Source organism: Paenibacillus fonticola DSM 21315, assembly GCF_000381905.1.
Classification (GTDB): domain Bacteria; phylum Bacillota; class Bacilli; order Paenibacillales; family Paenibacillaceae; genus Fontibacillus; species Fontibacillus fonticola.
Window position 1 is genome coordinate 348,114 of record NZ_KB907246.1, and the last position, 23,770, is coordinate 371,883.

At 47.4% G+C, this 23,770-nt stretch carries 40 protein-coding genes; all 40 read left to right on the plus strand.

The window, feature by feature from the left end; genetic code table 11:
- The first annotated feature begins 30 nt into the window (after positions 1-30).
- The 40 genes from G358_RS0103175 to rpsI all read left to right on the plus strand — a co-directional run bounded on the left by G358_RS0103175 (position 31) and on the right by rpsI (position 23,681).
- On the plus strand, positions 31-282 hold the full coding sequence (locus G358_RS0103175; protein WP_019635763.1) for a ribosomal L7Ae/L30e/S12e/Gadd45 family protein: 252 nt from the start codon (positions 31-33) through the stop codon (positions 280-282).
- A 144-nt stretch (positions 283-426) separates the two neighbouring features.
- Positions 427-846: a 30S ribosomal protein S12 gene (gene rpsL / locus G358_RS0103180; protein ID WP_019635764.1), complete on the plus strand. Its 420-nt coding sequence runs from the start codon at positions 427-429 to the stop codon at positions 844-846.
- A gap of 55 nt (positions 847-901) precedes the next feature.
- Positions 902-1,372 (plus strand): 30S ribosomal protein S7, encoded by a 471-nt coding sequence (gene rpsG, locus G358_RS0103185; protein ID WP_019635765.1) that lies wholly within the window; start codon positions 902-904, stop codon positions 1,370-1,372.
- 56 nt (positions 1,373-1,428) lie between these two features.
- Positions 1,429-3,507 (plus strand): elongation factor G, encoded by a 2,079-nt coding sequence (fusA, locus tag G358_RS0103190; RefSeq protein WP_019635766.1) that lies wholly within the window; start codon positions 1,429-1,431, stop codon positions 3,505-3,507.
- A gap of 91 nt (positions 3,508-3,598) precedes the next feature.
- Positions 3,599-4,792 carry an elongation factor Tu gene (gene tuf / locus G358_RS0103195; protein ID WP_019635767.1) on the plus strand — a complete coding sequence of 398 codons (1,194 nt, stop codon included), beginning with the start codon at positions 3,599-3,601 and terminating at the stop codon, positions 4,790-4,792.
- Between the two features lie 698 nt (positions 4,793-5,490).
- Positions 5,491-5,799: a 30S ribosomal protein S10 gene (rpsJ, locus tag G358_RS0103200; protein WP_005544556.1), complete on the plus strand. Its 309-nt coding sequence runs from the start codon at positions 5,491-5,493 to the stop codon at positions 5,797-5,799.
- Positions 5,800-5,841: 42 nt separating this feature from the next.
- The gene (gene rplC / locus G358_RS0103205; RefSeq protein WP_019635768.1) at positions 5,842-6,465 is read left to right on the plus strand and encodes a 50S ribosomal protein L3; all 624 of its coding nucleotides are present in this window, start codon (positions 5,842-5,844) and stop codon (positions 6,463-6,465) included.
- A gap of 27 nt (positions 6,466-6,492) precedes the next feature.
- Positions 6,493-7,116 carry a 50S ribosomal protein L4 gene (gene rplD / locus G358_RS0103210; RefSeq protein WP_019635769.1) on the plus strand — a complete coding sequence of 208 codons (624 nt, stop codon included), beginning with the start codon at positions 6,493-6,495 and terminating at the stop codon, positions 7,114-7,116.
- Positions 7,116-7,406, plus strand: coding sequence for a 50S ribosomal protein L23 (gene rplW, locus G358_RS0103215; RefSeq protein WP_019635770.1), 291 nt, complete (start codon positions 7,116-7,118; stop codon positions 7,404-7,406). The genes rplD and rplW overlap by 1 nt, the downstream gene beginning before the upstream one ends.
- A gap of 29 nt (positions 7,407-7,435) precedes the next feature.
- Positions 7,436-8,266 carry a 50S ribosomal protein L2 gene (gene rplB / locus G358_RS0103220; RefSeq protein WP_019635771.1) on the plus strand — a complete coding sequence of 277 codons (831 nt, stop codon included), beginning with the start codon at positions 7,436-7,438 and terminating at the stop codon, positions 8,264-8,266.
- 125 nt (positions 8,267-8,391) lie between these two features.
- Entirely contained in the window at positions 8,392-8,670 is a 279-nt protein-coding gene (gene rpsS, locus G358_RS0103225) for a 30S ribosomal protein S19 (protein ID WP_019635772.1), read from the plus strand.
- A 36-nt stretch (positions 8,671-8,706) separates the two neighbouring features.
- Complete coding sequence (gene rplV, locus G358_RS0103230) at positions 8,707-9,039, plus strand: 50S ribosomal protein L22 (protein ID WP_019635773.1); 333 nt, start codon at positions 8,707-8,709, stop codon at positions 9,037-9,039.
- A 13-nt stretch (positions 9,040-9,052) separates the two neighbouring features.
- The gene (gene rpsC / locus G358_RS0103235; RefSeq protein WP_019635774.1) at positions 9,053-9,721 is read left to right on the plus strand and encodes a 30S ribosomal protein S3; all 669 of its coding nucleotides are present in this window, start codon (positions 9,053-9,055) and stop codon (positions 9,719-9,721) included.
- 2 nt (positions 9,722-9,723) lie between these two features.
- Positions 9,724-10,158 carry a 50S ribosomal protein L16 gene (rplP, locus tag G358_RS0103240; RefSeq protein ID WP_019635775.1) on the plus strand — a complete coding sequence of 145 codons (435 nt, stop codon included), beginning with the start codon at positions 9,724-9,726 and terminating at the stop codon, positions 10,156-10,158.
- Positions 10,148-10,348 (plus strand): 50S ribosomal protein L29, encoded by a 201-nt coding sequence (gene rpmC, locus G358_RS0103245; RefSeq protein ID WP_019635776.1) that lies wholly within the window; start codon positions 10,148-10,150, stop codon positions 10,346-10,348. The genes rplP and rpmC overlap by 11 nt, the downstream gene beginning before the upstream one ends.
- Positions 10,349-10,398: 50 nt before the next feature.
- Complete coding sequence (gene rpsQ, locus G358_RS0103250; RefSeq protein ID WP_019635777.1) at positions 10,399-10,662, plus strand: 30S ribosomal protein S17; 264 nt, start codon at positions 10,399-10,401, stop codon at positions 10,660-10,662.
- Positions 10,663-10,698: 36 nt separating this feature from the next.
- Positions 10,699-11,067: a 50S ribosomal protein L14 gene (gene rplN, locus G358_RS0103255; RefSeq protein ID WP_019635778.1), complete on the plus strand. Its 369-nt coding sequence runs from the start codon at positions 10,699-10,701 to the stop codon at positions 11,065-11,067.
- 46 nt (positions 11,068-11,113) lie between these two features.
- Positions 11,114-11,467, plus strand: a complete 354-nt coding sequence (gene rplX, locus G358_RS0103260) for a 50S ribosomal protein L24 (protein WP_019635779.1) — start codon at positions 11,114-11,116, stop codon at positions 11,465-11,467.
- A 33-nt stretch (positions 11,468-11,500) separates the two neighbouring features.
- Positions 11,501-12,043: a 50S ribosomal protein L5 gene (rplE, locus tag G358_RS0103265; protein ID WP_019635780.1), complete on the plus strand. Its 543-nt coding sequence runs from the start codon at positions 11,501-11,503 to the stop codon at positions 12,041-12,043.
- 49 nt (positions 12,044-12,092) lie between these two features.
- Positions 12,093-12,278 (plus strand): type Z 30S ribosomal protein S14, encoded by a 186-nt coding sequence (locus G358_RS32095; RefSeq protein WP_010348808.1) that lies wholly within the window; start codon positions 12,093-12,095, stop codon positions 12,276-12,278.
- Between the two features lie 31 nt (positions 12,279-12,309).
- Positions 12,310-12,708, plus strand: a complete 399-nt coding sequence (gene rpsH, locus G358_RS0103270) for a 30S ribosomal protein S8 (RefSeq protein WP_019635781.1) — start codon at positions 12,310-12,312, stop codon at positions 12,706-12,708.
- Positions 12,709-12,738: 30 nt separating this feature from the next.
- Positions 12,739-13,281 carry a 50S ribosomal protein L6 gene (gene rplF, locus G358_RS0103275; RefSeq protein WP_019635782.1) on the plus strand — a complete coding sequence of 181 codons (543 nt, stop codon included), beginning with the start codon at positions 12,739-12,741 and terminating at the stop codon, positions 13,279-13,281.
- An 83-nt stretch (positions 13,282-13,364) separates the two neighbouring features.
- Positions 13,365-13,733, plus strand: coding sequence for a 50S ribosomal protein L18 (gene rplR, locus G358_RS0103280; RefSeq protein ID WP_026342029.1), 369 nt, complete (start codon positions 13,365-13,367; stop codon positions 13,731-13,733).
- A 27-nt stretch (positions 13,734-13,760) separates the two neighbouring features.
- Positions 13,761-14,258, plus strand: coding sequence for a 30S ribosomal protein S5 (gene rpsE, locus G358_RS0103285; RefSeq protein WP_019635784.1), 498 nt, complete (start codon positions 13,761-13,763; stop codon positions 14,256-14,258).
- 12 nt (positions 14,259-14,270) lie between these two features.
- A complete protein-coding gene (rpmD, locus tag G358_RS0103290; protein WP_019635785.1) occupies positions 14,271-14,456 on the plus strand; it encodes a 50S ribosomal protein L30 in 186 nt (61 codons plus the stop codon).
- A 104-nt stretch (positions 14,457-14,560) separates the two neighbouring features.
- Positions 14,561-15,001 carry a 50S ribosomal protein L15 gene (gene rplO / locus G358_RS0103295; protein WP_019635786.1) on the plus strand — a complete coding sequence of 147 codons (441 nt, stop codon included), beginning with the start codon at positions 14,561-14,563 and terminating at the stop codon, positions 14,999-15,001.
- Positions 15,001-16,299 carry a preprotein translocase subunit SecY gene (secY, locus tag G358_RS0103300; protein ID WP_019635787.1) on the plus strand — a complete coding sequence of 433 codons (1,299 nt, stop codon included), beginning with the start codon at positions 15,001-15,003 and terminating at the stop codon, positions 16,297-16,299. Before rplO ends, secY begins: the two co-directional genes overlap by 1 nt.
- A gap of 99 nt (positions 16,300-16,398) precedes the next feature.
- Positions 16,399-17,043, plus strand: a complete 645-nt coding sequence (locus G358_RS0103305; protein ID WP_019635788.1) for an adenylate kinase — start codon at positions 16,399-16,401, stop codon at positions 17,041-17,043.
- 3 nt (positions 17,044-17,046) lie between these two features.
- Positions 17,047-17,799 (plus strand): type I methionyl aminopeptidase, encoded by a 753-nt coding sequence (gene map / locus G358_RS0103310; RefSeq protein ID WP_019635789.1) that lies wholly within the window; start codon positions 17,047-17,049, stop codon positions 17,797-17,799.
- A gap of 3 nt (positions 17,800-17,802) precedes the next feature.
- A complete protein-coding gene (locus tag G358_RS0103315) occupies positions 17,803-18,117 on the plus strand; it encodes a KOW domain-containing RNA-binding protein (RefSeq protein WP_019635790.1) in 315 nt (104 codons plus the stop codon).
- 2 nt (positions 18,118-18,119) lie between these two features.
- Positions 18,120-18,335 carry a translation initiation factor IF-1 gene (gene infA, locus G358_RS0103320; protein WP_019635791.1) on the plus strand — a complete coding sequence of 72 codons (216 nt, stop codon included), beginning with the start codon at positions 18,120-18,122 and terminating at the stop codon, positions 18,333-18,335.
- Positions 18,336-18,606: 271 nt separating this feature from the next.
- Positions 18,607-18,720 carry a 50S ribosomal protein L36 gene (rpmJ, locus tag G358_RS0103325; RefSeq protein ID WP_003333770.1) on the plus strand — a complete coding sequence of 38 codons (114 nt, stop codon included), beginning with the start codon at positions 18,607-18,609 and terminating at the stop codon, positions 18,718-18,720.
- A gap of 20 nt (positions 18,721-18,740) precedes the next feature.
- Positions 18,741-19,109 (plus strand): 30S ribosomal protein S13, encoded by a 369-nt coding sequence (rpsM, locus tag G358_RS0103330; protein WP_019635792.1) that lies wholly within the window; start codon positions 18,741-18,743, stop codon positions 19,107-19,109.
- 19 nt (positions 19,110-19,128) lie between these two features.
- Positions 19,129-19,524: a 30S ribosomal protein S11 gene (gene rpsK / locus G358_RS0103335; RefSeq protein ID WP_019635793.1), complete on the plus strand. Its 396-nt coding sequence runs from the start codon at positions 19,129-19,131 to the stop codon at positions 19,522-19,524.
- A 131-nt stretch (positions 19,525-19,655) separates the two neighbouring features.
- Positions 19,656-20,600, plus strand: a complete 945-nt coding sequence (locus G358_RS0103340; RefSeq protein WP_019635794.1) for a DNA-directed RNA polymerase subunit alpha — start codon at positions 19,656-19,658, stop codon at positions 20,598-20,600.
- Between the two features lie 36 nt (positions 20,601-20,636).
- Entirely contained in the window at positions 20,637-21,002 is a 366-nt protein-coding gene (gene rplQ / locus G358_RS0103345) for a 50S ribosomal protein L17 (RefSeq protein ID WP_019635795.1), read from the plus strand.
- A 298-nt stretch (positions 21,003-21,300) separates the two neighbouring features.
- Entirely contained in the window at positions 21,301-22,068 is a 768-nt protein-coding gene (truA, locus tag G358_RS0103350) for a tRNA pseudouridine(38-40) synthase TruA (RefSeq protein ID WP_019635796.1), read from the plus strand.
- A gap of 88 nt (positions 22,069-22,156) precedes the next feature.
- Positions 22,157-22,582, plus strand: a complete 426-nt coding sequence (locus tag G358_RS0103355) for a TFIIB-type zinc ribbon-containing protein (protein ID WP_019635797.1) — start codon at positions 22,157-22,159, stop codon at positions 22,580-22,582.
- Between the two features lie 248 nt (positions 22,583-22,830).
- Entirely contained in the window at positions 22,831-23,268 is a 438-nt protein-coding gene (gene rplM / locus G358_RS0103360) for a 50S ribosomal protein L13 (protein WP_019635798.1), read from the plus strand.
- A gap of 20 nt (positions 23,269-23,288) precedes the next feature.
- The gene (gene rpsI / locus G358_RS0103365; protein ID WP_019635799.1) at positions 23,289-23,681 is read left to right on the plus strand and encodes a 30S ribosomal protein S9; all 393 of its coding nucleotides are present in this window, start codon (positions 23,289-23,291) and stop codon (positions 23,679-23,681) included.
- Positions 23,682-23,770 lie beyond the last annotated feature (89 nt).

Genomic DNA, 23,770 nt, shown 5'->3' on the forward strand with positions numbered 1-23,770 from the left:
GTAATTCTCTGTGTATTGGAGGACTTTATGATGTCTAACGATCGAGGACTACAGGACGCTCATGTCAAAATCGGCACGAAGCAAACGATGCGAATGATCGAGCTCAATCGGGCCGAAGAAGTATACGTGGCTGAAGATGCAGATCCACGCCTTACATCGAAGATTATCGCTCTATGTGATCAACATGGAGTCAAGGTGACTTATGTGGATACGATGCACAATCTCGGCAAAGCCTGCGGGATTGAAGTCGGAGCAGCGATGGCTGCGATTGTAAAGACATAGCTTAAGAAATCGTTTTTGCTGATTCGGAGCAAACCTTTCGGCAAAAACTTTTCCTTTGTTCTTTTATGAACCGCCTGGGTCTGTGGGCTTAAAACAATGGTTTGTAAAGAAACAATCAATACTTAGGAAGGGGGTGGCAACAACATGCCAACAATTAACCAATTGGTGCGTAAAGGACGTCAAGACAAGGTTTACAAATCCAAATCACCAGCATTGCATAGAGGGTTTAACGCACTCAAACGTGAAGCTACGGAATTGAAATCTCCTCAAAAACGTGGGGTGTGCACTCGGGTAGGGACAATGACTCCTAAGAAACCGAACTCCGCACTTCGTAAATACGCTCGTGTTCGCTTGACGAACCGCGTTGAGGTGACTGCTTACATCCCAGGGATCGGACATAACCTGCAAGAGCACAGTGTCGTGCTGATACGCGGTGGCCGGGTCAAAGACCTTCCGGGGGTGCGTTATCATATCGTTCGCGGAGCGCTGGATACGGCTGGAGTGAACAACCGTATGCAAGCTCGCTCCAAATACGGCGCGAAACGTCCGAAAGCTAAGAAATAATAAGCTGACGATTTAGGCTTTATATGTTTGAACTAACACTGAAAGGGGGATAACTATGCCACGCAAAGGTCCAGTTGCCAAAAGAGACGTATTGCCGGATCCGGTGTATAACAGCAAACTTGTTACTCGCCTGATCAACCGCATTATGCTCGACGGTAAACGCGGTGTTGCTCAAAGCATTCTGTACGACGCTTTTAACCTTATTCAAGAGCGTACGGGGAATGACCCGATGGAAGTATTTGAAGCAGCACTTAAGAACATTATGCCGGTACTTGAAGTTAAAGCTCGCCGTGTGGGCGGATCGAACTACCAGGTACCAATTGAAGTTAAACCTGAAAGACGTACAGCTCTAGGGCTTCGTTGGCTCGTGAACTACTCCCGCAACCGCGGAGAGAAGACGATGGAAGAGCGTTTGGCTGCTGAGATTATCGACGCATCCAACAACACAGGCGCTTCTGTTAAGAAACGCGAGGACACGCACAAAATGGCCGAAGCAAACAAAGCGTTTGCTCACTACCGCTGGTAGGATTCGGTTAGCAGTATAACTATTATGAAATCTATAATTCGAAGGGAGAAAATTTCATGACAAGAGAGTTCTCCTTGAAGAATACACGTAATATCGGGATCATGGCGCATATTGACGCCGGTAAGACGACAACAACAGAACGGATCTTGTTCTACACTGGTCGGACACATAAAATCGGCGAAACCCACGAGGGTTCTGCGACGATGGACTGGATGGATCAAGAGCAGGAGCGCGGAATAACAATTACATCTGCAGCTACAACCGCTTCTTGGAAGGGTCACCGCGTTAATATCATCGATACCCCGGGACACGTCGACTTCACCGTTGAAGTCGAACGTTCTCTTCGTGTATTGGACGGGGCAGTAGGCGTATTCAGTGCGAAGGAAGGTGTTGAGCCTCAGTCTGAGACCGTATGGAGACAGGCTGACCGCTATGGTGTTCCTCGGATTGCTTACGTCAATAAAATGGATATCATCGGTGCTGATTACCTCAATGTTGTAAAAGATATGCGCGAGCGTCTGCAAGCGAACGCAGTTGCCATTCAACTGCCAATCGGTGCAGAGGACAACTTTGTTGGGATTATCGACATTGTTGCTGAGAGAGCGTACATCTACAAAGACAACATGGGCCAAAACATCGAAGAGACCGAAATTCCTGAGGATTACAAAGCTCAAGTAGAAGAGCTTCGCGCTGAACTGGTTGAGAAGGTTGCAGAACTGGATGAAGACTTGACAATGAAATACCTCGAGGGTGAGGAAATCACTGTTGATGAAATCAAAGCAGCGCTTCGCAAGGGTGTTGTTGAAGTAAAAATCTTCCCGGTTATTTGCGGATCTTCTTACCGTAACAAAGGCGTTCAACTGATGCTGGATGCTGTTATCGATTACTTGCCAGCTCCGATTGATGTACCGAGTATTCAGGGACATCTCGAAGATGGTACGGTGGTTGAGCGTCACTCTTCTGACGAGGAGCCATTCTCAGCATTGGCATTTAAAATTATGACCGACCCTTACGTTGGTAAGCTGACGTTCTTCCGCGTATACTCCGGTGTTCTTCAATCCGGATCTTACGTACTGAACGCAACAAAAGGCAAACGTGAGCGGATTGGCCGTATCCTGCAAATGCACGCGAACAGCCGTCAAGAAATCACTGAAGTTTACTCCGGTGACATCGCTTCTGCTGTTGGTTTGAAAGATACGGGAACAGGTGATACACTGTGTGATGAGAAGAATCCGGTTATCTTGGAGTCCATGAACTTCCCTGATCCGGTTATCGAGATCGCAGTTGAACCTAAAACTAAAGCAGACCAAGATAAACTTGGTGTAGCTCTTGGTAAACTGACTGAGGAAGACCCTACACTTCGTGCTCATACAGACGAAGAAACTGGTCAAACCATCCTTGCTGGTATGGGTGAGCTTCACCTCGATATCATCATCGAGCGTATGCGCCGCGAGTTCAAGGTTGACACCAACGTGGGTAAACCACAGGTTGCATACCGTGAAACATTCAAGGCATCTGCGCGCGTTGAAGGTAAGTTCGTACGTCAATCCGGTGGTCGTGGACAATACGGTCACGTTTGGGTTGAATTCGAACCGCTGGAAGCAGGTTCAGGCAACCAATTCGACAGCAAAATCGTCGGTGGTGCTGTACCGAGAGAATATATCGCTCCAGCACAACAAGGTATTGAAGAAGCTATGAAGAATGGTGTTCTTGCAGGCTTCCCGCTTGTAGACGTTAAAGCCACTATCGTAGATGGTTCATACCATGATGTTGACTCCAGTGAGATGGCGTTTAAGATCGCTGGCTCGATGGCTTTGAAAGCAGCCAAAGACAAATGTCAAGCTGTTCTTCTTGAGCCAATTATGAAAGTTGAAGTTACGGTTCCGGAAGAGTACATGGGTGATGTGATGGGTATGCTGAACTCCCGTCGCGGACGTATCGAAGGTATGGATTCCCGCGGAAGCGCGCAAATCATTCGTGCCAAAGTACCTCTTTCCGAAATGTTCGGATATTCAACAACGCTTCGTTCCGGTACGCAAGGACGCGGTGTGTTCTCCATGGAGCTTTCCCACTACGAAGAAGTTCCTAAGAACATCTCTGAAGAAATCGTATCGAAACACAAGGGCGAAGAATAATTTTTGTATCTGCTGATGGGAGGGATTCCTTCGTGGAAGCCCTCCGATCAGTCCAACATAACAATCCATATTTAAGGAGGAACTGTTTAAAATGGCAAAGGCAAAATACGAACGTACAAAACCGCACGTTAATATCGGTACAATCGGTCACGTTGACCATGGTAAAACTACTTTGACTGCAGCAATCACTACCGTTTTGACTAAAACTTACGGTGGAGGTAGCGCGATCGCATACGATCAAATCGACAAAGCTCCAGAAGAGCGCGAGCGCGGTATTACAATCTCTACTTCCCACGTTGAGTATGAGTCGGCTAATCGCCACTACGCTCACGTTGACTGCCCAGGTCACGCCGACTATGTTAAAAACATGATCACTGGCGCGGCTCAAATGGACGGCGCAATCCTGGTTGTATCCGCAGCTGACGGCCCAATGCCGCAAACTCGCGAGCACATCCTGTTGTCCCGTAACGTAGGCGTTCCTTACATCGTTGTATTCTTGAACAAATGCGACATGGTTGAAGACGAAGAGCTTCTGGAATTGGTTGAAATGGAAGTTCGCGACCTGCTTAACGAATACGAGTTCCCTGGTGACGACACTCCAGTTGTTCGTGGATCCGCTCGTGAAGCGCTTCAAAACCCAGATGGCGACTACGCTAAGAAAATCATCGAAATGTTCGAAATCATCGACGAGTACATTCCGCTTCCAGAGCGTCCAGTTGACAAGCCATTCTTGATGCCAGTTGAGGACGTATTCTCCATCACTGGTCGTGGTACGGTTGCTACAGGCCGCGTTGAGCGTGGTACTGTTAAAGTCGGCGACGAGGTTGAAATCGTTGGTATCGCTGAAGACACTAAGAAATCCGTTGTTACGGGCGTTGAAATGTTCCGTAAATTGCTTGATTCCGCTGAAGCGGGCGACAACATCGGTGCATTGCTCCGTGGTGTAGACCGTTCCCAAATCGAGCGCGGTCAAGTACTTGCAAAGCCAGCTTCCGTTAATCCGCATACTGAGTTCACTGCTCAAGTATACGTATTGACTAAAGAAGAGGGCGGACGTCACAAACCTTTCTTCACAGGTTACCGTCCACAATTCTATTTCCGTACAACTGACGTTACAGGTATCATCAACCTGCCAGAAGGTACTGAAATGGTTATGCCTGGTGACAACATCGAAGTTACTGTACAGCTGATCGCTCCAATCGCGATTGAAGAAGGAACTCGCTTCTCCATTCGTGAAGGCGGACGTACAGTTGGATCCGGTGCGGTTGTTACTATCCAAAAATAATAAGGTTTTATAAACCTTATTTCCAAAGCTGCCCTGAAGGTCATTAGACTTTCAGGGCAGTTTTTTTACGTTGGTTGGCTGCATTAGCGTAGCTTTTGACGTGGTTTTCAAGAAGGTACTAAAATGCCAGTCGTATAATGCTAGAATGCTGCTAGCGTGATGTTAATAAGCTGATAGCGTAATGCTTAACTTAAATGCCGAAATATGATGCTAAAGAGCTGAAAGCCTGATGTTAAAATATAGTGAAAGTGATGCTAGTCCTTCATATGAGTAATGCTAGAATTTCTACTGTGAATGGCTAGCTCACAAGTCTAATGGGCCCCTCATTCCGTTATTTTAAATTAGTTAGCTGCCGGCTGTCGGTTCGATTTTGAAGCCTAGTGATTTGACTTGATGAAAATTACCTATATTGAATAAATCAATGTTTAAATAAATCGATCACTGACAAATCGATGCTTAGCGTGACAAAACCAGCTGCCGGTGAATCGGCGATTTGTCCTGAAAATGGCGAGGAAAAAGTCTAATATTTTGCTTGCATTACATCTCTCTTTTCTATATAATAGTGAATGTTGTTCTGTGACTGTGCGATGATGTGAGAGGTTACTGACACACCCGGCCCCTTTGCCATGGGAGGGCGGTCAGAAAATTTTCACGGAGTATGTCCGATAATAAATTGGGCGATAGAAGGAGGGACTAAAATGGCAAAGCAAAAAATTCGTATTCGTTTGAAAGCTTATGATCACAGAATTCTTGATCAATCCGCAGAGAAAATCGTTGAAACGGCAAAACGTTCAGGTGCTGGCGTATCCGGACCGATTCCGCTTCCAACTGAGAAACAAATCATTACTATTCTCCGTGCGGTACACAAGTACAAGGATTCTCGGGAGCAATTCGAAATGCGTACGCACAAGCGTCTGATCGACATTGTGAACCCGACTCCACAAACTGTGGATGCCTTGATGCGCTTGGACCTGCCGTCCGGTGTAGATATCGAAATCAAATTGTAATATCAATCGTAAGTTGATTAGGAAAGGAAAAGAGGTGTCAACATGAAAGGTATCTTAGGGAAAAAACTCGGAATGACTCAAGTGTTTACCCCAGAAGGAATTGTTATTCCTGTAACGGTAATCGAAGCTGAGTCCAACATCGTTCTTCAGAAGAAAGATGTAGAGAACGATGGCTATGAAGCGATTCAAATCGGTTATACCGATAAGAAAGAAAGCAGAGCCAACAAACCTGAAGTAGGTCATGCTAAGAAGGCGAACACAGCACCTAAGCGCTACGTTCGTGAAATTCGCGGTGTTGAATTGGCAGGATATGAAGTTGGCCAAGAGGTCAAAGTTGATATTTTTGCTGAAGGCGAATTTGTTGACGTAACAGGTGTTTCTAAAGGTAAAGGATTCCAAGGTAATATCAAACGTTGGGGTCAAAGCCGCGGACCTATGTCTCACGGTTCCCGTTACCATCGCAGACCTGGTTCCATGGGCTCCATCCAAGCGAACCGCGTCCCTAAAGGCAAGCGTCTTCCAGGGCACATGGGTAGCGAAACGGTGACGATCCAAAACCTTGAGGTTGTTCGTGTGGATGCAGAGCGTAACGTATTGCTCATTAAAGGATCCATTCCAGGTCCTAAAAATAGCGTGGTTAAAATTAAACAAGCGGTTAAGAAGTAATCGCCTTAAGGAAAGGAGGAACAAGCAATGCCTAAAGTAGCACTATATAATGTCAGCGGTAGCCAAGTAGGCGAAGTTGAACTGAATGACGCGGTATTCGGTATTGAACCGAACGTTCACGTTCTTCACGACGCAGTTGTTATGCAGCGTGCTTCCCTGCGTTTGGGTACTCATAAAGTAAAAGGACGCTCCGAAGTTCGCGGCGGCGGCCGTAAACCATGGAAACAAAAAGGCACAGGTCGTGCTCGTCAAGGTTCGATCCGCTCCCCGCAATGGGTTGGCGGCGGAATCGTGTTCGGTCCGACTCCACGCAGCTATGCGTTCAAATTGCCTAAGAAAGTTCGTCGTTTGGCGATCAAATCGGCTCTTTCTTCGAAAGTGATCGATCAAGACATTATCGTATTGGATGCGCTCAGCCTGAACGCTCCTAAGACGAAAGAGTTCGCAGCGATTCTGAACAACCTGAAAGTAGACCGCAAAGCATTGATCGTAGCGCCTAGCTATGATGACAATGTAGCGTTGTCCGCACGCAACATCCCAGGTGTTAAATTCGTTGCAGCTGACGGCATTAATGTTCTTGACGTGCTGACGCACGACAAACTGATCATTACGAAAGAAGCAGTTCAGAAGGTAGAGGAGGTGCTCGCGTAATGAAAGATCCTCGTGATATAATTAAACGTCCGGTGATTACGGAACGTACAGCTGACTACATGGGTGAGAACAAATATGTTTTCGAAGTAGACATTCGTGCGAACAAAACCGAAATCAAACAAGCTGTAGAAGCGATCTTCAATGTAAAAGTGAGCAATGTGAACACACTGCGTGTTCCTGCCAAGCCTAAACGTTACGGACGCCACTTCGGGTATACTCCTGAATGGAAAAAAGCATTCGTTACGCTCACGGCTGACAGCAAGCCACTTGAATTCTTTGAATCGGTATAATAGAACGTTAGAGCAAGGAGGGAAAAACAGTGCCAATTAAAAAGTATAAACCGACATCTCCGGCAAGACGGAATATGTCTGTATCCACTTTTGAAGAAATTACTACGGACCGTCCGGAGAAATCGTTGCTTGCTCCATTGAGCAAAACGGCTGGACGCAACAACCACGGTAAAATTACGGTTCGCCACCATGGTGGAGGACATAAGCGTAGCTACCGGATCATCGACTTCAAACGCAACAAAGATGGAATTCCAGGTCGCGTTGCTACGATCGAGTATGACCCGAACCGGACTTCCAACATCGCTCTGATCCACTATGTGGACGGCGAGAAGCGCTACATTTTGGCTCCGAAAGGACTGAAAGTAGGCGACATGATCGAGTCGGGCCCGAATTCCGACATCAAAATCGGTAATGCTCTTCCTTTGGAGAACATTCCAGTAGGTACAGTTATCCACAATATTGAACTTCAACCAGGCAAAGGCGGACAGCTCGTTCGTGCAGCTGGTACAGAAGGGCAATTGCTCGGTAAAGAAGAGAAATACGTATCCGTTCGCTTGTCTTCAGGCGAAGTTCGTAAAATTCTCAAAGTTTGCCGCGCAACAATCGGATCTGTAGGTAACCAAGACCATGAATTGATCAAGATCGGTAAAGCCGGTCGCGGTCGTTGGCTCGGCAAGCGTCCTTCCGTACGCGGTGTCGTCATGAACCCGAACGATCACCCGCACGGTGGTGGTGAAGGTCGCGCGCCAATCGGACGTAAGTCTCCGCTATCTCCATGGGGCAAACCGACGCTTGGTTACAAAACGCGTAAAAAAGGCAAAGCTTCTGATAAATATATCGTTCGCGGCCGTACGAAGTAATCCGCTGCTAGCGGATCACTTCCTGGTTGCGGCAATGGAAGAGTTCAACAGCTGGCATAGGCCGGCTTGAAGCCCGAAATAAGGCGAAGTCATTTTTTAAAGTGGCGAAGGGAGGAAAAATATACATGAGTCGCAGTCTGAAAAAGGGGCCATTTATTGATGGTTACCTGCTGAAGAAAGTGGAAGAAGCGAGCGCATCGAACAAGAAAGTGGTCATCAAAACTTGGTCCCGTCGCTCTACGATTTTCCCGCAATTCATTGGGCATACGTTCGGTGTGTATGATGGCCGCAAGCATGTTCCGGTATATGTTACTGAGGATATGGTCGGACACAAACTGGGCGAATTTGCTCCAACCCGTACCTATAAAGGTCATACGGACGATGATAAGAAAACGAGACGTTAAGGGATAAGTTCTTCGTTTGAGAGGAGGTAACACACAATGGAAGCTAAAGCACATGCAAGGTCCATCCGTATTGCTCCACGGAAAGCTAAATTGGTTATCGATTTGATCCGTGGCAAGCAAGTTGGCGATGCTATCGCGATTCTGCGCCACACGCCAAAGGCCGCTTCCCCGATCGTGGAGAAGCTTTTGAATTCGGCGATTGCCAATGCTGAGCATAACTATTCTCTGGATGTAAATAAATTGGTTGTTACGGAAGCGTACGTAAACCAAGGTCCTACAATGAAACGTTTCCGCCCGCGGGCAATGGGACGTGCAAGTCGGATCAACAAACGCACCAGCCACATTACTTTGGTGGTATCCGAAAAATAAGGAGGGAAAACGCGTGGGCCAAAAAGTAAATCCGGTCGGACTACGAGTAGGGATTATCCGTGACTGGGAATCCAAATGGTACGCAGGCAAAGATTTCGGTGATCTTTTGCTTGAAGACGTTAAAATTCGTGAGCACCTGAAAAATAAACTGAAAGACTCCGCGGTATCTCGGATCGAAATCGAGAGAGCGGCTAATCGTGTGAATGTAACGATCCATACTGCAAAACCGGGCATGGTTATCGGTAAAGGCGGTTCGGAAGTTGAAAACCTGCGTAATCAAATTACGAAAATCGCAGGCGGAAAAAAAGTTCACATCAATATCTCTGAAATCAAAACTCCTGATCTTGACGCGATTCTTGTCGCTGAGAGCATCGCGCAACAACTGGAGCGTCGTGTGTCTTTCCGTCGTGCGCTTAAGCAGGCGATTCAAAGAACGATGCGCGCAGGCGCGAAAGGGATCAAAACAGCAGTCAGCGGTCGTCTTGGCGGTGCTGAGATTGCTCGTTCGGAAGGCTACAGTGAAGGAACTGTTCCACTTCATACGCTTCGCGCTGATATCGACTACGGTACGGCTGAAGCTCATACGACCTATGGACGCCTTGGCGTAAAAGTATGGATTTATCGTGGAGAGGTTCTTCCTACGGCTAAGAAACAACAAGCTGCCCAGGAAGGAGGCAATTAATCATGTTGGTACCTAAACGTGTAAAACACCGCAAGCAGCAGCGCGGTAGTTTGAGAGGCCAAGCTAAAGGCGGAACTGAGCTGAACTTCGGCGAATACGGTCTGCAAGCTCTTGAGCCTACATGGATTACGAACCGTCAAATCGAGGCTGCGCGTATCGCGATGACTCGTTACATCAAACGGGGCGGTAAAGTATGGATCAAAATTTTCCCTGACAAGCCAATTACTCAAAAGCCTCTCGAAGTGCGGATGGGTAGCGGTAAAGGTAACGTCGAGAAATGGGTTGCAGTTGTGAAACCAGGCAAAATCATGTTTGAGCTTGCTGGTGTATCCGAGGAAATCGCTCGTGAAGCTATGCGGCTTGCCGCTCACAAACTGCCAATCAAAACGAAGTTTGTGAAACGTGAAGAATTGGGTGGTGAAGCAAATGAAAGCTAATGAACTTCGCAACTTAACCACTGCTGAAATCGAACAAAAAATCGCTGGTTTTAAGGAAGAGCTTTTCAACCTCCGTTTTCAATTGGCCACCGGCCAGCTTGATAACCCGACTCGGATCCGTGATGTGCGGAAAGATATAGCTCGTGCTAAAACCATTTTACATGAAAGAGAACTTGGTATTACTAGCTAATACTGCGCTCCAAGTAAGCGAAGCGCCTAAGTCCAGGAAGGAGGCTAACCATGAGCGAACGCAATGCCCGTAAAGTGCAAGTTGGTAAAGTTGTGAGCGACAAAATGGATAAAACCATCGTTGTAGCTGTTGAGACTTACAAGAAGCATGATTTGTACCATAAGCGCATCAAATATACGAAGAAATTTAAAGCGCATGATGAGAATAATACTGCAAAAATTGGTGATACCGTTAGAATCGCTGAAACTCGTCCGCTGTCTAAAGACAAGCGTTGGAGACTTGTAGAGATCGTCGAAAAAGCAGTTATTATCTAATAGCATGGCAGCTTATATTGAAAGGAGGAAATCCCCATGATTCAAGCTTTCTCTCGATTGAATGTAGCCGACAACTCCGGTGCGAAGGAACTGATGTGTATCCGCGTGCTTGGCGGTACGAATCGCCGTTCGGCGCAAATCGGTGATCTGATCGTTTGTTCCGTGAAACAAGCAACACCTGGGGGCGTTGTCAAAAAAGGAGACGTTGTTAGAGCGGTTATCGTTCGTACGAAGCGTTCTGTTCGTCGTAAAGACGGCTCCTACATTTCTTTTGACGAAAATGCAGCGGTTGTTGTTAAAGATGACAAGAGCCCGCGCGGCACACGTATTTTCGGACCTGTTGCTCGTGAACTTCGCGATAGAGATTTCATGAAAATCATTTCCTTGGCTCCGGAAGTTATCTAGTACGTATGTGAACCATGAAGTTTCGACGAAACAGGAGGTGTAAAGAATGCCTAGACTGAAAAAGATTTTGGAATCCCATAACAATAAACTGCACGTCAAAAAGGACGACACGGTTATCGTGATCAGCGGGAAGGACAAAGGCAAGAAAGGCCGCGTCATCGCCGCGTATCCTCGCGAAAACCGCGTGCTTGTGGAAGGCGTGAATATGGTTAAGAAGCACCAAAAACCTAATCAGCTGAACCCGCAAGGCGGAATTATTGAGAAGGAAGCTCCGATTCATGTTTCGAACGTTATGCATGTTGATCCTAAGAGCGGAGGCGTAACCCGTATCGGTTACAAAGTGTTGGACAACGGCAAGAAGGTTCGTGTTGCTAAAAAATCGGGTGAAGTAATCGACTAATCCAGTAACGCAAAGAAAGGAGGTCCATGATTCATGGCAGCAAGATTGAAAGAACGTTTTTTGAATGAAGTAACGCCTGCTTTGATTCAAAAATTCAACTATACAACGGTAATGCAAGTGCCTAAAGTTGAGAAGGTAGTTATCAATATGGGTGTTGGCGAAGCCGTAGCAAACTCGAAAGTGCTTGATTCCGCAGTGAACGATTTGCAGTTGATTGCCGGACAAAAGCCGGTTATCACGCGCGCTAAGAAATCCATCGCCGGATTTAAGCTTCGTGAGAACATGCCAATCGGCGTGAAGGTAACTCTTCGCGGCGAGCGTATGTACCATTTCCTCGACAAATTGTTCAACGTAACGCTTCCGCGTGTACGTGACTTCCACGGCGTATCGAACAAAGCGTTTGACGGACGCGGCAACTACACGCTTGGTTTGAAAGAGCAATTGATTTTCCCTGAGATCGAATACGATCAAGTAGACAAAGTTCGCGGTATGGACATCGTTATTGTAACGACGGCTAAGACGGATGAAGAGTCCCGTGAATTGCTCACTGGACTGGGAATGCCTTTTGTAAAGTAAGATAGTTCGTTATGAATTCTCCGAAACTATTTAGGAGGTGTCAGGCTAAGTGGCAAAAACTTCGATGAAAGTTAAACAACAACGCGCACCGAAATTCAAAGTACGGGCATATACCCGCTGTGAGCGTTGCGGTCGTCCACATTCGGTACTGCAAAAGTTTAAAATATGCAGAATTTGTTTCCGTGAATTAGCTTATAAAGGCCAGATTCCTGGCGTGAAAAAAGCAAGCTGGTAAACAATCAACAACGGGAAGGAGGTTTACACGTATGACTATGTCAGATCCAATTGCAGATATGCTTACTCGTATTCGTAACGCGAACACAGTTCGCCACGAAACGGTGGAACTGCCTGCCTCAACGATCAAGAAGCAAATCGCCGAGATTCTGAAGCGTGAAGGCTTCATCCGCGATGCAGAATATATCGATGACAACAAACAGGGGATCATCCGTCTTTTCCTGAAGTACGGCCCTAACAATGAGCGCGTTATTACTGGCTTGAAGAGAATCAGTAAACCAGGTCTTCGCGTTTACACGAAGAGCAATGAAGTTCCTCGTGTGCTGGGCGGTTTGGGAATCGCGATTATTTCCACTTCCAAAGGTGTTATGACCGACAAAGAAGCACGTCAGTCTAAAGCCGGCGGCGAAGTTGTCTGCTACGTTTGGTAATTAACGTCACAAAACAAGGAGGTGCAGCAAATGTCTCGAATTGGTCGCAAACCAATTACAGTACCAAGTGGTGTGGATATCACACTTGATAATAACGTGATTACGGTAAAAGGACCGAAAGGTTCTTTGACTCGTGAACTTCACAAGGACATGAAAATCACTGTTGACAACAACGAGATCACAGTGGAACGTCCTTCTGATCATAAAACGCATCGTTCCCTGCACGGTACAACACGCAGTGTAGTGAGCAACATGGTAAGCGGAGTAACCGAAGGTTTCACCAGAAACCTTGAGCTGGTTGGGGTCGGATACCGCGCAAGCAAATCCGGAGAGAAGCTCGTACTCAACGTAGGGTACTCTCATCCAGTGGAAATCACTCCAGAGCAAGGCATTACATTTGAAGTGCCTTCCAACACGAAGATCGTCGTTAGCGGAATCAATAAAGAGCGTGTTGGCGAATACGCTGCTAAAATCCGTTCCGTACGCGAGCCTGAGCCGTACAAAGGCAAAGGGATCAAGTACGAAGGTGAGCGCATTATTCGTAAAGAAGGTAAAGCCGGTAAGAAGAAATAACTTTCTTCTTAGCGGACCAATCCTTCTGGCGAGTTGAACGATATGTGTTGTTTACGTAAACCGAAGGGAGTGAAATGGAAGTCATGATTACTAAAGCTGACAAGAACAAAGCTCGTCTGAAAAGACATTTGCGCGTACGGAGAAAAATCCAAGGAACGGCTGTTCGTCCGAGATTGAACGTATTCCGTTCTTCCAAACATATCTATGCACAGCTGATCGATGATGTGGCTGGGGTAACTCTCGTGTCGGCATCGACGCTTGATAAAGAATTGAGCGGAAACATTACTAGCGGCGGCAATGTTGAGTCTGCCAGCAAAGTTGGCGAACTGATCGCGAAACGTGCTCAAGACAAAGGCTTCAAAAACATCGTGTTTGACCGTGGCGGATACTTGTACCATGGACGTGTTCAGGCGCTGGCTGAAGCGGCTCGCGAAGCAGGCCTTGAATTCTAGAATAATGACTAAAAGGAGGTTAACGACTTGCGTGTAGATCCGAATACTTTAGAACTGACTGAAAGAGTTGTAAATATTAACCGCGTAGCTAAAGTAGTTAAAGGCGGACGCCGTTTTAGCTTCAGTGCGCTAGTAGTTGTCGGGGACGGCAAAGGCTGGGTTGGCGCTGGAATCGGTAAGGCAGGCGAGGTTCCTGATGCGATTCGCAAAGGAATTGAAGATGCCAAGAAAAACCTTGTATTCGTTCCGCTCGTAGGAACGACACTCCCTCACCAAGTAATCGGTCACTTCGGTGCAGGCCGCGTGCTTCTTAAACCGGCTTCCGAAGGTACTGGGGTTATCGCAGGCGGACCAGTTCGTGCGGTACTCGAACTTGCTGGCGTAGGCGACATTCTAACAAAATCATTAGGTTCTTCGAATTCCATCAACATGGTTAACGCGACTTTGGAGGGCTTGTCCCGTCTGAAACGCGCTGAAGATGTTGCGAAATTACGCGGTAAAACCGTCGAAGAACTTCTCGGTTAAGGAGGGAATCTCATGGCTAAACTGCAAATTACCCTCGTACGTAGTTTGATTGGCACATCGGAGAGACAACGCACAACCGTTAATACATTGGGGCTGCGTAAAGTGAATCAATCCGTGGTTCAACAAGACAATCCTGCCATCCGCGGCATGATTAATCATGTAAGCCACCTGGTATCCGTTGAAGAAATCCAAGGATAATTCCCTGACGAACAATAGCGATTTTCGTTATGTATCGTAATGGTGAGCCTTTGGGTTGCCGTTATTTGCAAGTACAAACAATAAATAAGGAGGTGCAACGAACGATGAAGTTACATGAGCTTTCCCCAGCTCCAGGTTCCCGCAAAGAGCGCAAACGCGTAGGCCGCGGAACAGGTAGTGGTATGGGTAAAACATCAACTCGTGGTCACAAAGGTCAAAATGCTCGTTCCGGCGGTGGTGTTCGTCCGGGCTTCGAAGGCGGTCAAAACCCGTTGTATCGTCGCTTGCCAAAGCGCGGATTTACGAATCCGACGCGGAAAGAGTATGCGATTGTGAACACCCAGGAATTAAACAACTTTGCGGCGGATACAGAGGTTACTCCTGAGCTGTTGTTTGAACAAGGAATCGTGAAAAACGCCAAAAGCGGCATCAAGATTCTTGGCAACGGTGAACTGACTGTCAAACTGACAGTTAAAGCGAATAAGTTCTCCCAATCCGCGGTAGAGAAAATCGAGGCTGCCGGCGGTAAAACCGAGGTGATCTAATGTTTAAAACCATTCAGAACATTTGGCGCGTTAAAGATTTGCGTACCCGTATTCTGTTCACGCTCTTCGTGTTTATTATTTACCGGATCGGTACATTCGTTCCGGTTCCGGGCGTTAATAAGCAAGTATTTGAACAGAGCAACACAGCGGGCAGCGATTTGCTCGGGCTATTGAACACCTTTTCGGGCGGCGCGTTAATGAACTTCTCGATTTTTGCGATCGGGATCTTCCCTTATATTACGGCCTCCATTATCATACAGCTTCTGTCTATGGATGTTATTCCTAAGCTGGCAGAATGGGCGAAACAAGGTGAGCACGGTAAGAGGAAGTCGGCCCAAGTCACTCGTTACTTAACAGTTGTCCTGGCGCTGATTCAAGCTTTTGCCACCTCGATTGGTTTCAACCGTTTGTATGGTATCGAGATGATCCCTAATGCGACGTTTGGGGATTATATGTTAATCGCGATCGTATTGACCGCAGGTACGTCGTTCTTGATGTGGCTGGGTGAGCAGATTACGGAGAAAGGTATCGGTAACGGTATTTCCCTCATTATTTTTGCGGGTATTGTTGCTTCGATCCCTACTCATATTCAGAGCATCGCCACGTCTAATTTCATTGTTCCAGATCAGCTCTTCATGAATATCGTGAAGGCTATAGCGATTGTCATCGTGCTGGTGCTGATTGTGATCGGTGTTATCTATATCCAGCAGGCGATACGTAAAATTCCGGTGCAATACGCGAAGCGTGTTGTCGGGAATAAAATGTATGGCGGCCAAAATACGCATATTCCGCTCAAAATTAACGCAGCGGGCGTAATTCCGGTTATCTTCGCTTCATCCTTGCTGCAGTTTCCAGTAGTCCTCGCCAGCTTCTGGTCAACACATGGCTGGGCACAATGGATCAGCAGCAATATGAACATTGACCGTCCGCTTGGCATTGTGCTGTATGTAATCATGATTATTGGATTTACGTTCTTCTATACTTTCGTACAGATGAACCCGCAGCAAATGGCGGATAACATGAAGAAGAATGGCGGCTATATTCCAGGGATTCGTCCGGGGAAAACAACGGCTACTTACTTGACCCGGGTGCTATCCAGACTGACGATGACGGGAGCACTGTTCCTTGCATTCATCTCAGTGATACCGGTTATTCTCGGTGCAGTGGCTGGATTGCCGCGATCCGTGCAAATTGGCGGTACTTCGATTCTGATCGTTATCGGTGTTGCGCTAGATACGATGAAGACGATTGAAGGGCAATTGATTAAGCGTCATTACAAAGGCTTCATTAATAAATAGGGGATAGGTTCCAGGATTGAGCTTGGTTAACGAACTCTCCTGGCGCCTATTATTCTGTTTTCTTAGCGAAGTGAACCAATCTCGAAGGGAGTGCTTGACATGAATATTTTATTCATGGGACCTCCTGGAGCGGGAAAAGGAACACAAGCAGAGGCGATCGTTAACGAATTTGGCATTCCTCATGTGTCAACAGGCGATGCATTTCGTCTGGCGATCAAGCAGGGAACACCTGTGGGGCTGAAAGCCAAAGAGTATATCGATCAAGGCCTGCTGGTACCTGATGATGTAACTGTCGGTATCGTCCGCGAGCGTCTGCAGCAGTCCGATTGCGAAAAAGGTTTCTTATTGGACGGATTTCCAAGAACCCTTTCGCAAGCGGAAGCGCTGGAGCAGCTGCTTGGCGAATTGAACCGGAAGCTTACGAACGTCATCAACCTGAAAGTGGATCGTAACAAGTTGCTGGCTCGTCTTACTGGACGACGGATTTGCAAATCTTGCGGCTCTACTTATCATGTGATCTTTAATCCTCCTAAACAGGAAGGTGTTTGCGATAAGTGCGGCGGAGAATTGTACCAACGTTCTGATGATAATGAAGAGAGCGTAGGCACACGGCTGGACGAATACATCAACAAAACGGCGCCACTTCTTCAGTTCTATAATGAAAAAGGGCTGCTCCGTGAAATTGATGGAGAACAGGAAATCGATACGGTGACGAAAGAAATCGTATCTTTACTGCGAGGTTAAGTAATGATCATTTGTAAATCCGAAACGGAACTAGGCTTTATGAGAGAAGCAGGGCGGATCGTCGCGGAGACGCACAGGCTCATGGTGCAATCGATTGAGCCCGGGATTACGACGGGGGAACTCGATCAGATTGCAGATAAGTACATTCGCAGTCAAGGCGCGGTGCCGTCTTTCAAAGATTACAACGGCTTTCCTTACAGCATTTGCGCTTCGGTTAACGAAGAATTGGTACATGGATTTCCCGGCAAACGCAAACTGAATGAAGGCGACATTATCAGTCTTGATATCGGTGCGGAGTATCGCGGCTATCATGGAGACTCGGCATGGACTTATCCGGTTGGCGAGATTTCCGATGAGGCAAAGAAGCTTCTCGAAGTTACGGAAGGCTCTCTCTTTGCTGGGCTTGAGCTTGTCAAACCTGATGTTCGCTTATTCACGATATCGCATGCTATTCAGCGTTACATTGAAGATGCAGGATTCTCAGTCGTCCGCGAATATGTCGGTCACGGCATCGGCGCGAATCTTCATGAGGAACCACAAATTCCGAATTACGGTATTCCAGATCGTGGCCCGCGTCTGAAGCCAGGCATGGTTCTAGCTATTGAACCAATGGTCAACGTAGGCAAGCGATATGTAAGAACGCTGGAAGATAATTGGACAGTCGTTACAGTTGACGGCTCGCTCTGCGCTCATTTCGAGCATACCGTAGCAGTTACGGCTGACGGTATGGAAATTCTCACGAAGCTGGACGTGTAGGCGATGAAGGTGGATCACCGCTCAGAAGCCGAGGTCGGCCAAATGGTGAGAGTTTTGAAGGGCAAGGATGCCGGGACAGTTGCTGTTGTTGTAGCGATTGTGGACACCAAGTTCGTACTTATCGCCGATGGGAACAAACGAAAGTTTGATCAGCCCAAACGGAAGAATGTACAGCATCTCGAACTTTCGCCAGTCATTAGCAGCGAGGTTGTTCACAGTTTGCAGGAAAGCGGACGGGTAACGAATGCGAAGCTGCGTCATGCAGTGCTTTCATTTGTTAAATCCGCCAATTTAAATGCTGAAGAGAAAGGAGACTGACTGTGGCTAAGGAAGATGTCATTGAAGTCGAAGGTGTAGTTGTAGAACCGCTGCCGAATGCTACTTTCAAAGTGGAGCTTGAGAACGGTCATCAAATTCTCGCTCATGTTTCCGGTAAGCTGCGGATGCATTTCATCCGTATTCTGACGGGAGACAAAGTGGTCGTTCAACTATCACCGTACGATCTTACCAAAGGTCGTATTACTTACCGTAAATAGATACCATACCATTTCTAACAAATATGTGGTATGATATTCAGGTTGAGTAAATGTAACGATTTTAGCTCTATGAAGTAAGCTTGCTCGGTTATGCCGGGCGGGTGTTGTGCAAGGTTAGTTTTACCCTCGTAAAACTACCGTAGTCTTTTCGAAATTAGTTTTGCTTTTGCAGAACTAAGCTCATGTTTTAAAGTCAGTTTTACTTATGTAAAACTAAGCTAATCCTTACGAAGAGAGTTTTGCTTCGCAAAACTTTAGGGAGGTAATCAACATGAAGGTAAGACCTTCTGTGAAGCCTATTTGCGAAAAATGCAAAGTCATTCGTCGCAAAGGCAATGTAATGGTAATCTGTGAAAATCCTAAGCACAAACAAAAACAAGGTTAAAGAAGGGGGTGTAGCGTAAAATGGCTCGTATAGCTGGTGTGGATTTGCCACGTGACAAACGCGTTGAGATCGCCTTAACTTACATTTTCGGAATCGGTAAAACGACTTCCCAGAAAATCCTGAATACGACAGGCATCAATCCGGACACTCGTGTTCGTGATTTGACGGAAGATGAGGTTAGCAAACTACGCGAAACGATCGACAAAGAGGTTAAAGTAGAAGGTGACCTGCGTCGTGAAATTTCCTTAAATATTAAACGTTTGATCGAAATTGGCTGCTACCGTGGTGTGCGTCATCGTCGTGGCCTGCCTGTTCGCGGACAACGTACGAAAACGAATGCCCGTACTCGTAAGGGTCCTCGTCGTACAGTAGCGAACAAGAAGAAATAAGAAGGGAGGATAACAGACAATGGCTAAACCAAAAAAAGTCGTACGTACTAAACGTCGTGACCGTAAAAATATTGAATCCGGTGTGGCACATATTCGCTCCACCTTTAACAATACGATTGTAACGATTACGGATCCGCACGGTAATGCGATCTCCTGGGCCAGCTCCGGCGGCCAAGGGTTCAAGGGTTCCCGTAAATCTACTCCATTTGCTGCGCAAATGGCTGCAGAGACCGCTGCGAAAGCGGCAATGGAACACGGTATGAAATCTGTCGAGGTTATGGTTAAAGGTCCTGGAGCCGGCCGTGAAGCCGCTATCCGTTCCCTGCAAGCGGCAGGCCTCGAAGTCAACATGATTAAAGACGTGACTCCAATCCCGCATAACGGTTGCCGTCCTCCAAAACGCCGTCGTGTTTAATGAAGTTGCATAGAATGTGGTATAACAACATTGCAACTTGGTAACAATGGTTGTTTAGGCATACTACATGATACACTTCAGGAGACAGGGCAGTTTTTACAGGAACGACGTTTTGAAGGAGGGGTAATTTCGTGATAGAAATCGAAAAGCCGAAAATTGAGACCGTTGAAGTTAACGATGACAGCACCTATGGGAAATTTGTAGTAGAACCACTTGAGCGTGGATATGGCACCACACTGGGTAACTCGCTGCGCCGGATTTTGCTCTCTTCTCTACCGGGTGCAGCGGTAACCTCGGTCCAGATCGATGGCGTTCTGCATGAATTTTCGACCGTTCCGGGTGTAATGGAAGACGTTACGGAGATCATTCTGAATCTGAAAGCTCTCTCTCTCAAAATCCATTCGGACGAGGAGAAAATCCTTGAGATCGATGCGGAAGGCGAAGGGGTTATTACAGCAGGTGATATCCGTGCGGATAGCGATGTCGAGATTCTGAATCCGGACTTGCATATTGCTACGCTTGAACCAGGATCCAGACTTCACATGCGCATATTCGCAGGCCGGGGCCGCGGTTATGTTCAGGCAGATCGGAATAAACGAGATGATCAACCAATTGGTGTCATTCCTGTTGATTCGATCTATACCCCGATTGCACGTGTCAACTACGTCGTAGAGAATACGCGGGTTGGCCAAGTGACCAACTACGACAAGCTTACGCTTGAAGTATGGACTGATGGCAGCATTAAACCGGAAGAAGCGGTAAGCCTCGGAGCTAAAATTTTGACCGAGCACCTTTACTTGTTCGTGGGTCTCACGGACGAGGCGAAGGACGCGGAAATCATGGTGGAGAAGGAAGAGGACAAGAAAGAGAAAGTGCTTGAGATGACCATCGAAGAGCTGGATCTTTCCGTTCGCTCCTACAACTGCCTCAAACGTGCCGGTATCAATACCGTGCAAGAGCTGACGACGAAAACCGAAGAAGATATGATGAAGGTTCGTAACCTCGGACGTAAATCTTTGGAGGAAGTCCAAGAGAAGCTGGATGAGCTTGGACTCGGACTTCGTACGGAAGAATAGATTGCTTGAATCGTTTTAGCGAAGGAGGGAAAATACATGGCATACCAAAAATTAGGCCGCAACTCTAGTGCACGTAAAGCTTTGTTTCGTGACCTGGTAACAGACCTGTTCTTGTATGAGCGCATCCAAACGACAGAAGCGAAAGCGAAAGAGGTTCGTTCTATCGCTGAGAAGCTGATTACAAAAGCAAAACGCGGAGATTTGCATGCCCGCCGTCAAGTTGCAGCGTTCGTTCGCCGCGAATCGATCGACGGAGAGCAGGATGCAATCCAAAAGCTGTTCACGGAAATTGCAACTCGTTACTCCGAGCGTCCAGGTGGATACACTCGTATCCTGAAGCTGGGACCTCGTCGTGGTGACTCTGCCCCTATGGTTTACCTTGAGCTGGTGGACCGGGCTTAATTCTTCGTGAATTGTCTCTATTTTCCCACATGGAAATATAGCTTATTCATAAAGAGAGCGACTGCGTGAAGGAGCCAACTTACGGTTCTGCGGCTTTCAGCCCCGAACGAGCCAGGGCGGCTTGAACGGGGCTTTGCTCTTGTAAGAGGACAGTTGCGTACCCCGGGGGCACGCGCTGGGCTCGATCATATATAATGCAAACTCTCTGTACGCCAAGCCTGAATATGGCTAGACCGCTCGGAGAGTTTTATTTTATTGGAATATGAACGCAGCAAGGGTTCGGGAAGGTGACAAGGTTGTGCGTAATTTACTGATGACGGTCTGTTATGACGGGAGCAATTATTACGGCTTTCAGACGCAGCCGGGCGGCAATACGATCCAGGACTGTCTGGAAGCGGCGATACGGAACTTAACGGGGGAGGCCGTCAAAATCCATGGATCAGGCCGCACCGATGCGGGCGTTCATGCCCGGCAGCAGCCGTTTCACTTCATAACCTCGTCGAAAATTCCGGTGGAGCGTTGGTGTCTTGCGTTAAATATGCGTTTGCCTGCAGATATTCGCGTAACGTCTGCTGAAGAGGTGGACCTCGAATTTCATGCCAGACGTTCAGCCAAACGGAAGACTTACCGTTACGCGATTAATGCGAATCGGGTTCCCGACGTATTCCAGCGAAGCTATCAGCTCCACCATCCAGGCAAGCTTGACGTGACAGCGATGCAGCAAGGGCTGACCTATCTCATAGGTACGCATGACTATACGTCGTTCGCTTCCCGCCATTCTACGAAGGCTAGCCATGTACGGACGGTCGACGAGGCGAGAATCGAGCTGGACACATCGCTGGCTATACCAGGCACCCGAGACCAGGGCGTGATTCATCTCTATATTAGCGGCAACGGCTTCCTGCAGCATATGGTAAGAATCATCGTGGGAACCCTGCTCGAAGTAGGCCAGGGAAAGCGACCTCCAGGACAGATGAAGCAGATACTGGAGGCGAAGGATCGCAAGGCTGCCGGGCCAACTGCGGAGAGCAAGGGGCTTATGCTGTGGAGCGTGGAATATGAATAGCGCTGACCAGGGACCATAAGCTTGAGTGGAACCATCATGTCTATGAAACGTATCATACTCAACTAGTTTCTAGGAGGGATATACGAAGATGAAATGTCCTGTTTGTAATGACGTTCGCATGAGGGAAGTAGAGAAGGATGGCGTTATGATCGATGTTTGTCCAGACTGCAAGGGCGTATGGCTGGATCGCGGCGAGCTGGAGAAGCTGCTAGGAGAAATTCGCGAGCTGCGGCCTGCATTTGACGAGTGGTACGAAAGCCGCGAGGGTGGGCAGGCATATCGCCAGGCAGACCAGCAGTACCGCCAGACTGGGCCAGGGTCAAGCTACAATCCGGGATTCGATTCAGGAGCGCCCCGGCCGGGTAATCAGCCCGGGTATGGGGACAAGGCTCCACAGCAGGGCTATGATCCGCGTTACGGCAATCCCTATGACGGCGGTAAATATCATAAGGATCACTACAAGTATAAGAAGAAAAAGTCGGTCCTGGACGTTCTCGGAGACTTATTCGATTAATGCTCGAGTTTATGCAATTTGCACTAAAAAAGACTTGCGTATTAAATGTGCATCCTGTAAAATATAAGTTGTGTTTTCTTATGGCTATCCCACAGCCCCCAATAAGAAGACCGATACATCTATAATAATTAAATGCGAATAAGCATAGGAACGAAGATAAATTTGCCAGATTCGTTCTGCGCCCAAAGAGCATGAACATGTCTGGTATCTATGAACCATTTCGGATGAGAATGAAGGAGGATCTTTACATGCGTACCACCTATATGGCTAAGCCAAGCGAAGTTGAGCGCAAATGGCACATCATCGATGCCGAAGGCAAAACGCTGGGCCGTCTGGCAAGCGAAGCTGCAGCATTGATTCGCGGTAAACACAAACCAGGATTTACACCTCATGTTGACGGCGGTGATTTCGTTATCGTCATCAATTCTGAAAAAATCAGACTTAGCGGCAATAAAATGGAAAACAAGAAATACTATCGTCACTCCCAGCACACAGGTGGTCTTAAAGTGACGGTTGCTCAAGACCTCTTGAGAACAAAACCTGAGCGCATGATCGAATCTGCGGTTCACGGCATGCTTCCAAAAACTCGCCAAGGCGAGAAAATGAAGCTGAGATTGAAAGCATACGCGGGTACTGAGCATCCACATGCAGCACAAAAACCAGAAGTTTACGAACTTCGCGGATAATTAAAAGGGAGGACAGTTTCATGGCACAAGTACAATACTATGGGACAGGTCGTCGTAAACATTCGGTAGCTCGTGTTCGCCTTGTACCGGGTGAAGGACGCATTGTCATCAATAAACGTGATATCAATGATTATTTCGGTTTGGAAACACTCAAACTGATCGTTAAACAACCATTGAATTTGACAGAAACGACTTCGAGCTACGATGTAATCGTCATTGCTCATGGTGGAGGTATTTCTGGTCAAGCGGGAGCGATTCGTCACGGCATTTCCCGTGCATTGCTTAAAGCAGACCCAGAATTCCGTCCTGCACTGAAGAAAGCTGGGTTCTTGACTCGTGACCCACGCATGAAAGAGCGTAAGAAATACGGTCTTAAAGCAGCTCGTCGTGCACCACAATTCTCCAAACGTTAATATTCCTTGTGTGTATCAAGGAAATTCAGCTCTTGGCCACGGAGGCCAAGAGCTGAATTTTTTAACCGCGGATTTCCCCGTAACTCTGT

Coding starts and splice junctions, on each gene's coding strand:
- G358_RS0103175 (WP_019635763.1), top strand. CDS start 31: ATGTCTAACGATCGAGGACTACAGGACGCTCATGTCAAAATCGGCACG.
- rpsL (WP_019635764.1), top strand. CDS start 427: ATGCCAACAATTAACCAATTGGTGCGTAAAGGACGTCAAGACAAGGTT.
- rpsG (WP_019635765.1), top strand. CDS start 902: ATGCCACGCAAAGGTCCAGTTGCCAAAAGAGACGTATTGCCGGATCCG.
- fusA (WP_019635766.1), top strand. CDS start 1,429: ATGACAAGAGAGTTCTCCTTGAAGAATACACGTAATATCGGGATCATG.
- tuf (WP_019635767.1), top strand. CDS start 3,599: ATGGCAAAGGCAAAATACGAACGTACAAAACCGCACGTTAATATCGGT.
- rpsJ (WP_005544556.1), top strand. CDS start 5,491: ATGGCAAAGCAAAAAATTCGTATTCGTTTGAAAGCTTATGATCACAGA.
- rplC (WP_019635768.1), top strand. CDS start 5,842: ATGAAAGGTATCTTAGGGAAAAAACTCGGAATGACTCAAGTGTTTACC.
- rplD (WP_019635769.1), top strand. CDS start 6,493: ATGCCTAAAGTAGCACTATATAATGTCAGCGGTAGCCAAGTAGGCGAA.
- rplW (WP_019635770.1), top strand. CDS start 7,116: ATGAAAGATCCTCGTGATATAATTAAACGTCCGGTGATTACGGAACGT.
- rpsS (WP_019635772.1), top strand. CDS start 8,392: ATGAGTCGCAGTCTGAAAAAGGGGCCATTTATTGATGGTTACCTGCTG.
- rplV (WP_019635773.1), top strand. CDS start 8,707: ATGGAAGCTAAAGCACATGCAAGGTCCATCCGTATTGCTCCACGGAAA.
- rplP (WP_019635775.1), top strand. CDS start 9,724: ATGTTGGTACCTAAACGTGTAAAACACCGCAAGCAGCAGCGCGGTAGT.
- rpmC (WP_019635776.1), top strand. CDS start 10,148: ATGAAAGCTAATGAACTTCGCAACTTAACCACTGCTGAAATCGAACAA.
- rpsQ (WP_019635777.1), top strand. CDS start 10,399: ATGAGCGAACGCAATGCCCGTAAAGTGCAAGTTGGTAAAGTTGTGAGC.
- rplN (WP_019635778.1), top strand. CDS start 10,699: ATGATTCAAGCTTTCTCTCGATTGAATGTAGCCGACAACTCCGGTGCG.
- rplX (WP_019635779.1), top strand. CDS start 11,114: ATGCCTAGACTGAAAAAGATTTTGGAATCCCATAACAATAAACTGCAC.
- rplE (WP_019635780.1), top strand. CDS start 11,501: ATGGCAGCAAGATTGAAAGAACGTTTTTTGAATGAAGTAACGCCTGCT.
- rpsH (WP_019635781.1), top strand. CDS start 12,310: ATGACTATGTCAGATCCAATTGCAGATATGCTTACTCGTATTCGTAAC.
- rplF (WP_019635782.1), top strand. CDS start 12,739: ATGTCTCGAATTGGTCGCAAACCAATTACAGTACCAAGTGGTGTGGAT.
- rplR (WP_026342029.1), top strand. CDS start 13,365: ATGATTACTAAAGCTGACAAGAACAAAGCTCGTCTGAAAAGACATTTG.
- rpmD (WP_019635785.1), top strand. CDS start 14,271: ATGGCTAAACTGCAAATTACCCTCGTACGTAGTTTGATTGGCACATCG.
- rplO (WP_019635786.1), top strand. CDS start 14,561: ATGAAGTTACATGAGCTTTCCCCAGCTCCAGGTTCCCGCAAAGAGCGC.
- secY (WP_019635787.1), top strand. CDS start 15,001: ATGTTTAAAACCATTCAGAACATTTGGCGCGTTAAAGATTTGCGTACC.
- G358_RS0103305 (WP_019635788.1), top strand. CDS start 16,399: ATGAATATTTTATTCATGGGACCTCCTGGAGCGGGAAAAGGAACACAA.
- map (WP_019635789.1), top strand. CDS start 17,047: ATGATCATTTGTAAATCCGAAACGGAACTAGGCTTTATGAGAGAAGCA.
- G358_RS0103315 (WP_019635790.1), top strand. CDS start 17,803: ATGAAGGTGGATCACCGCTCAGAAGCCGAGGTCGGCCAAATGGTGAGA.
- rpmJ (WP_003333770.1), top strand. CDS start 18,607: ATGAAGGTAAGACCTTCTGTGAAGCCTATTTGCGAAAAATGCAAAGTC.
- rpsM (WP_019635792.1), top strand. CDS start 18,741: ATGGCTCGTATAGCTGGTGTGGATTTGCCACGTGACAAACGCGTTGAG.
- rpsK (WP_019635793.1), top strand. CDS start 19,129: ATGGCTAAACCAAAAAAAGTCGTACGTACTAAACGTCGTGACCGTAAA.
- rplQ (WP_019635795.1), top strand. CDS start 20,637: ATGGCATACCAAAAATTAGGCCGCAACTCTAGTGCACGTAAAGCTTTG.
- G358_RS0103355 (WP_019635797.1), top strand. CDS start 22,157: ATGAAATGTCCTGTTTGTAATGACGTTCGCATGAGGGAAGTAGAGAAG.
- rplM (WP_019635798.1), top strand. CDS start 22,831: ATGCGTACCACCTATATGGCTAAGCCAAGCGAAGTTGAGCGCAAATGG.
- rpsI (WP_019635799.1), top strand. CDS start 23,289: ATGGCACAAGTACAATACTATGGGACAGGTCGTCGTAAACATTCGGTA.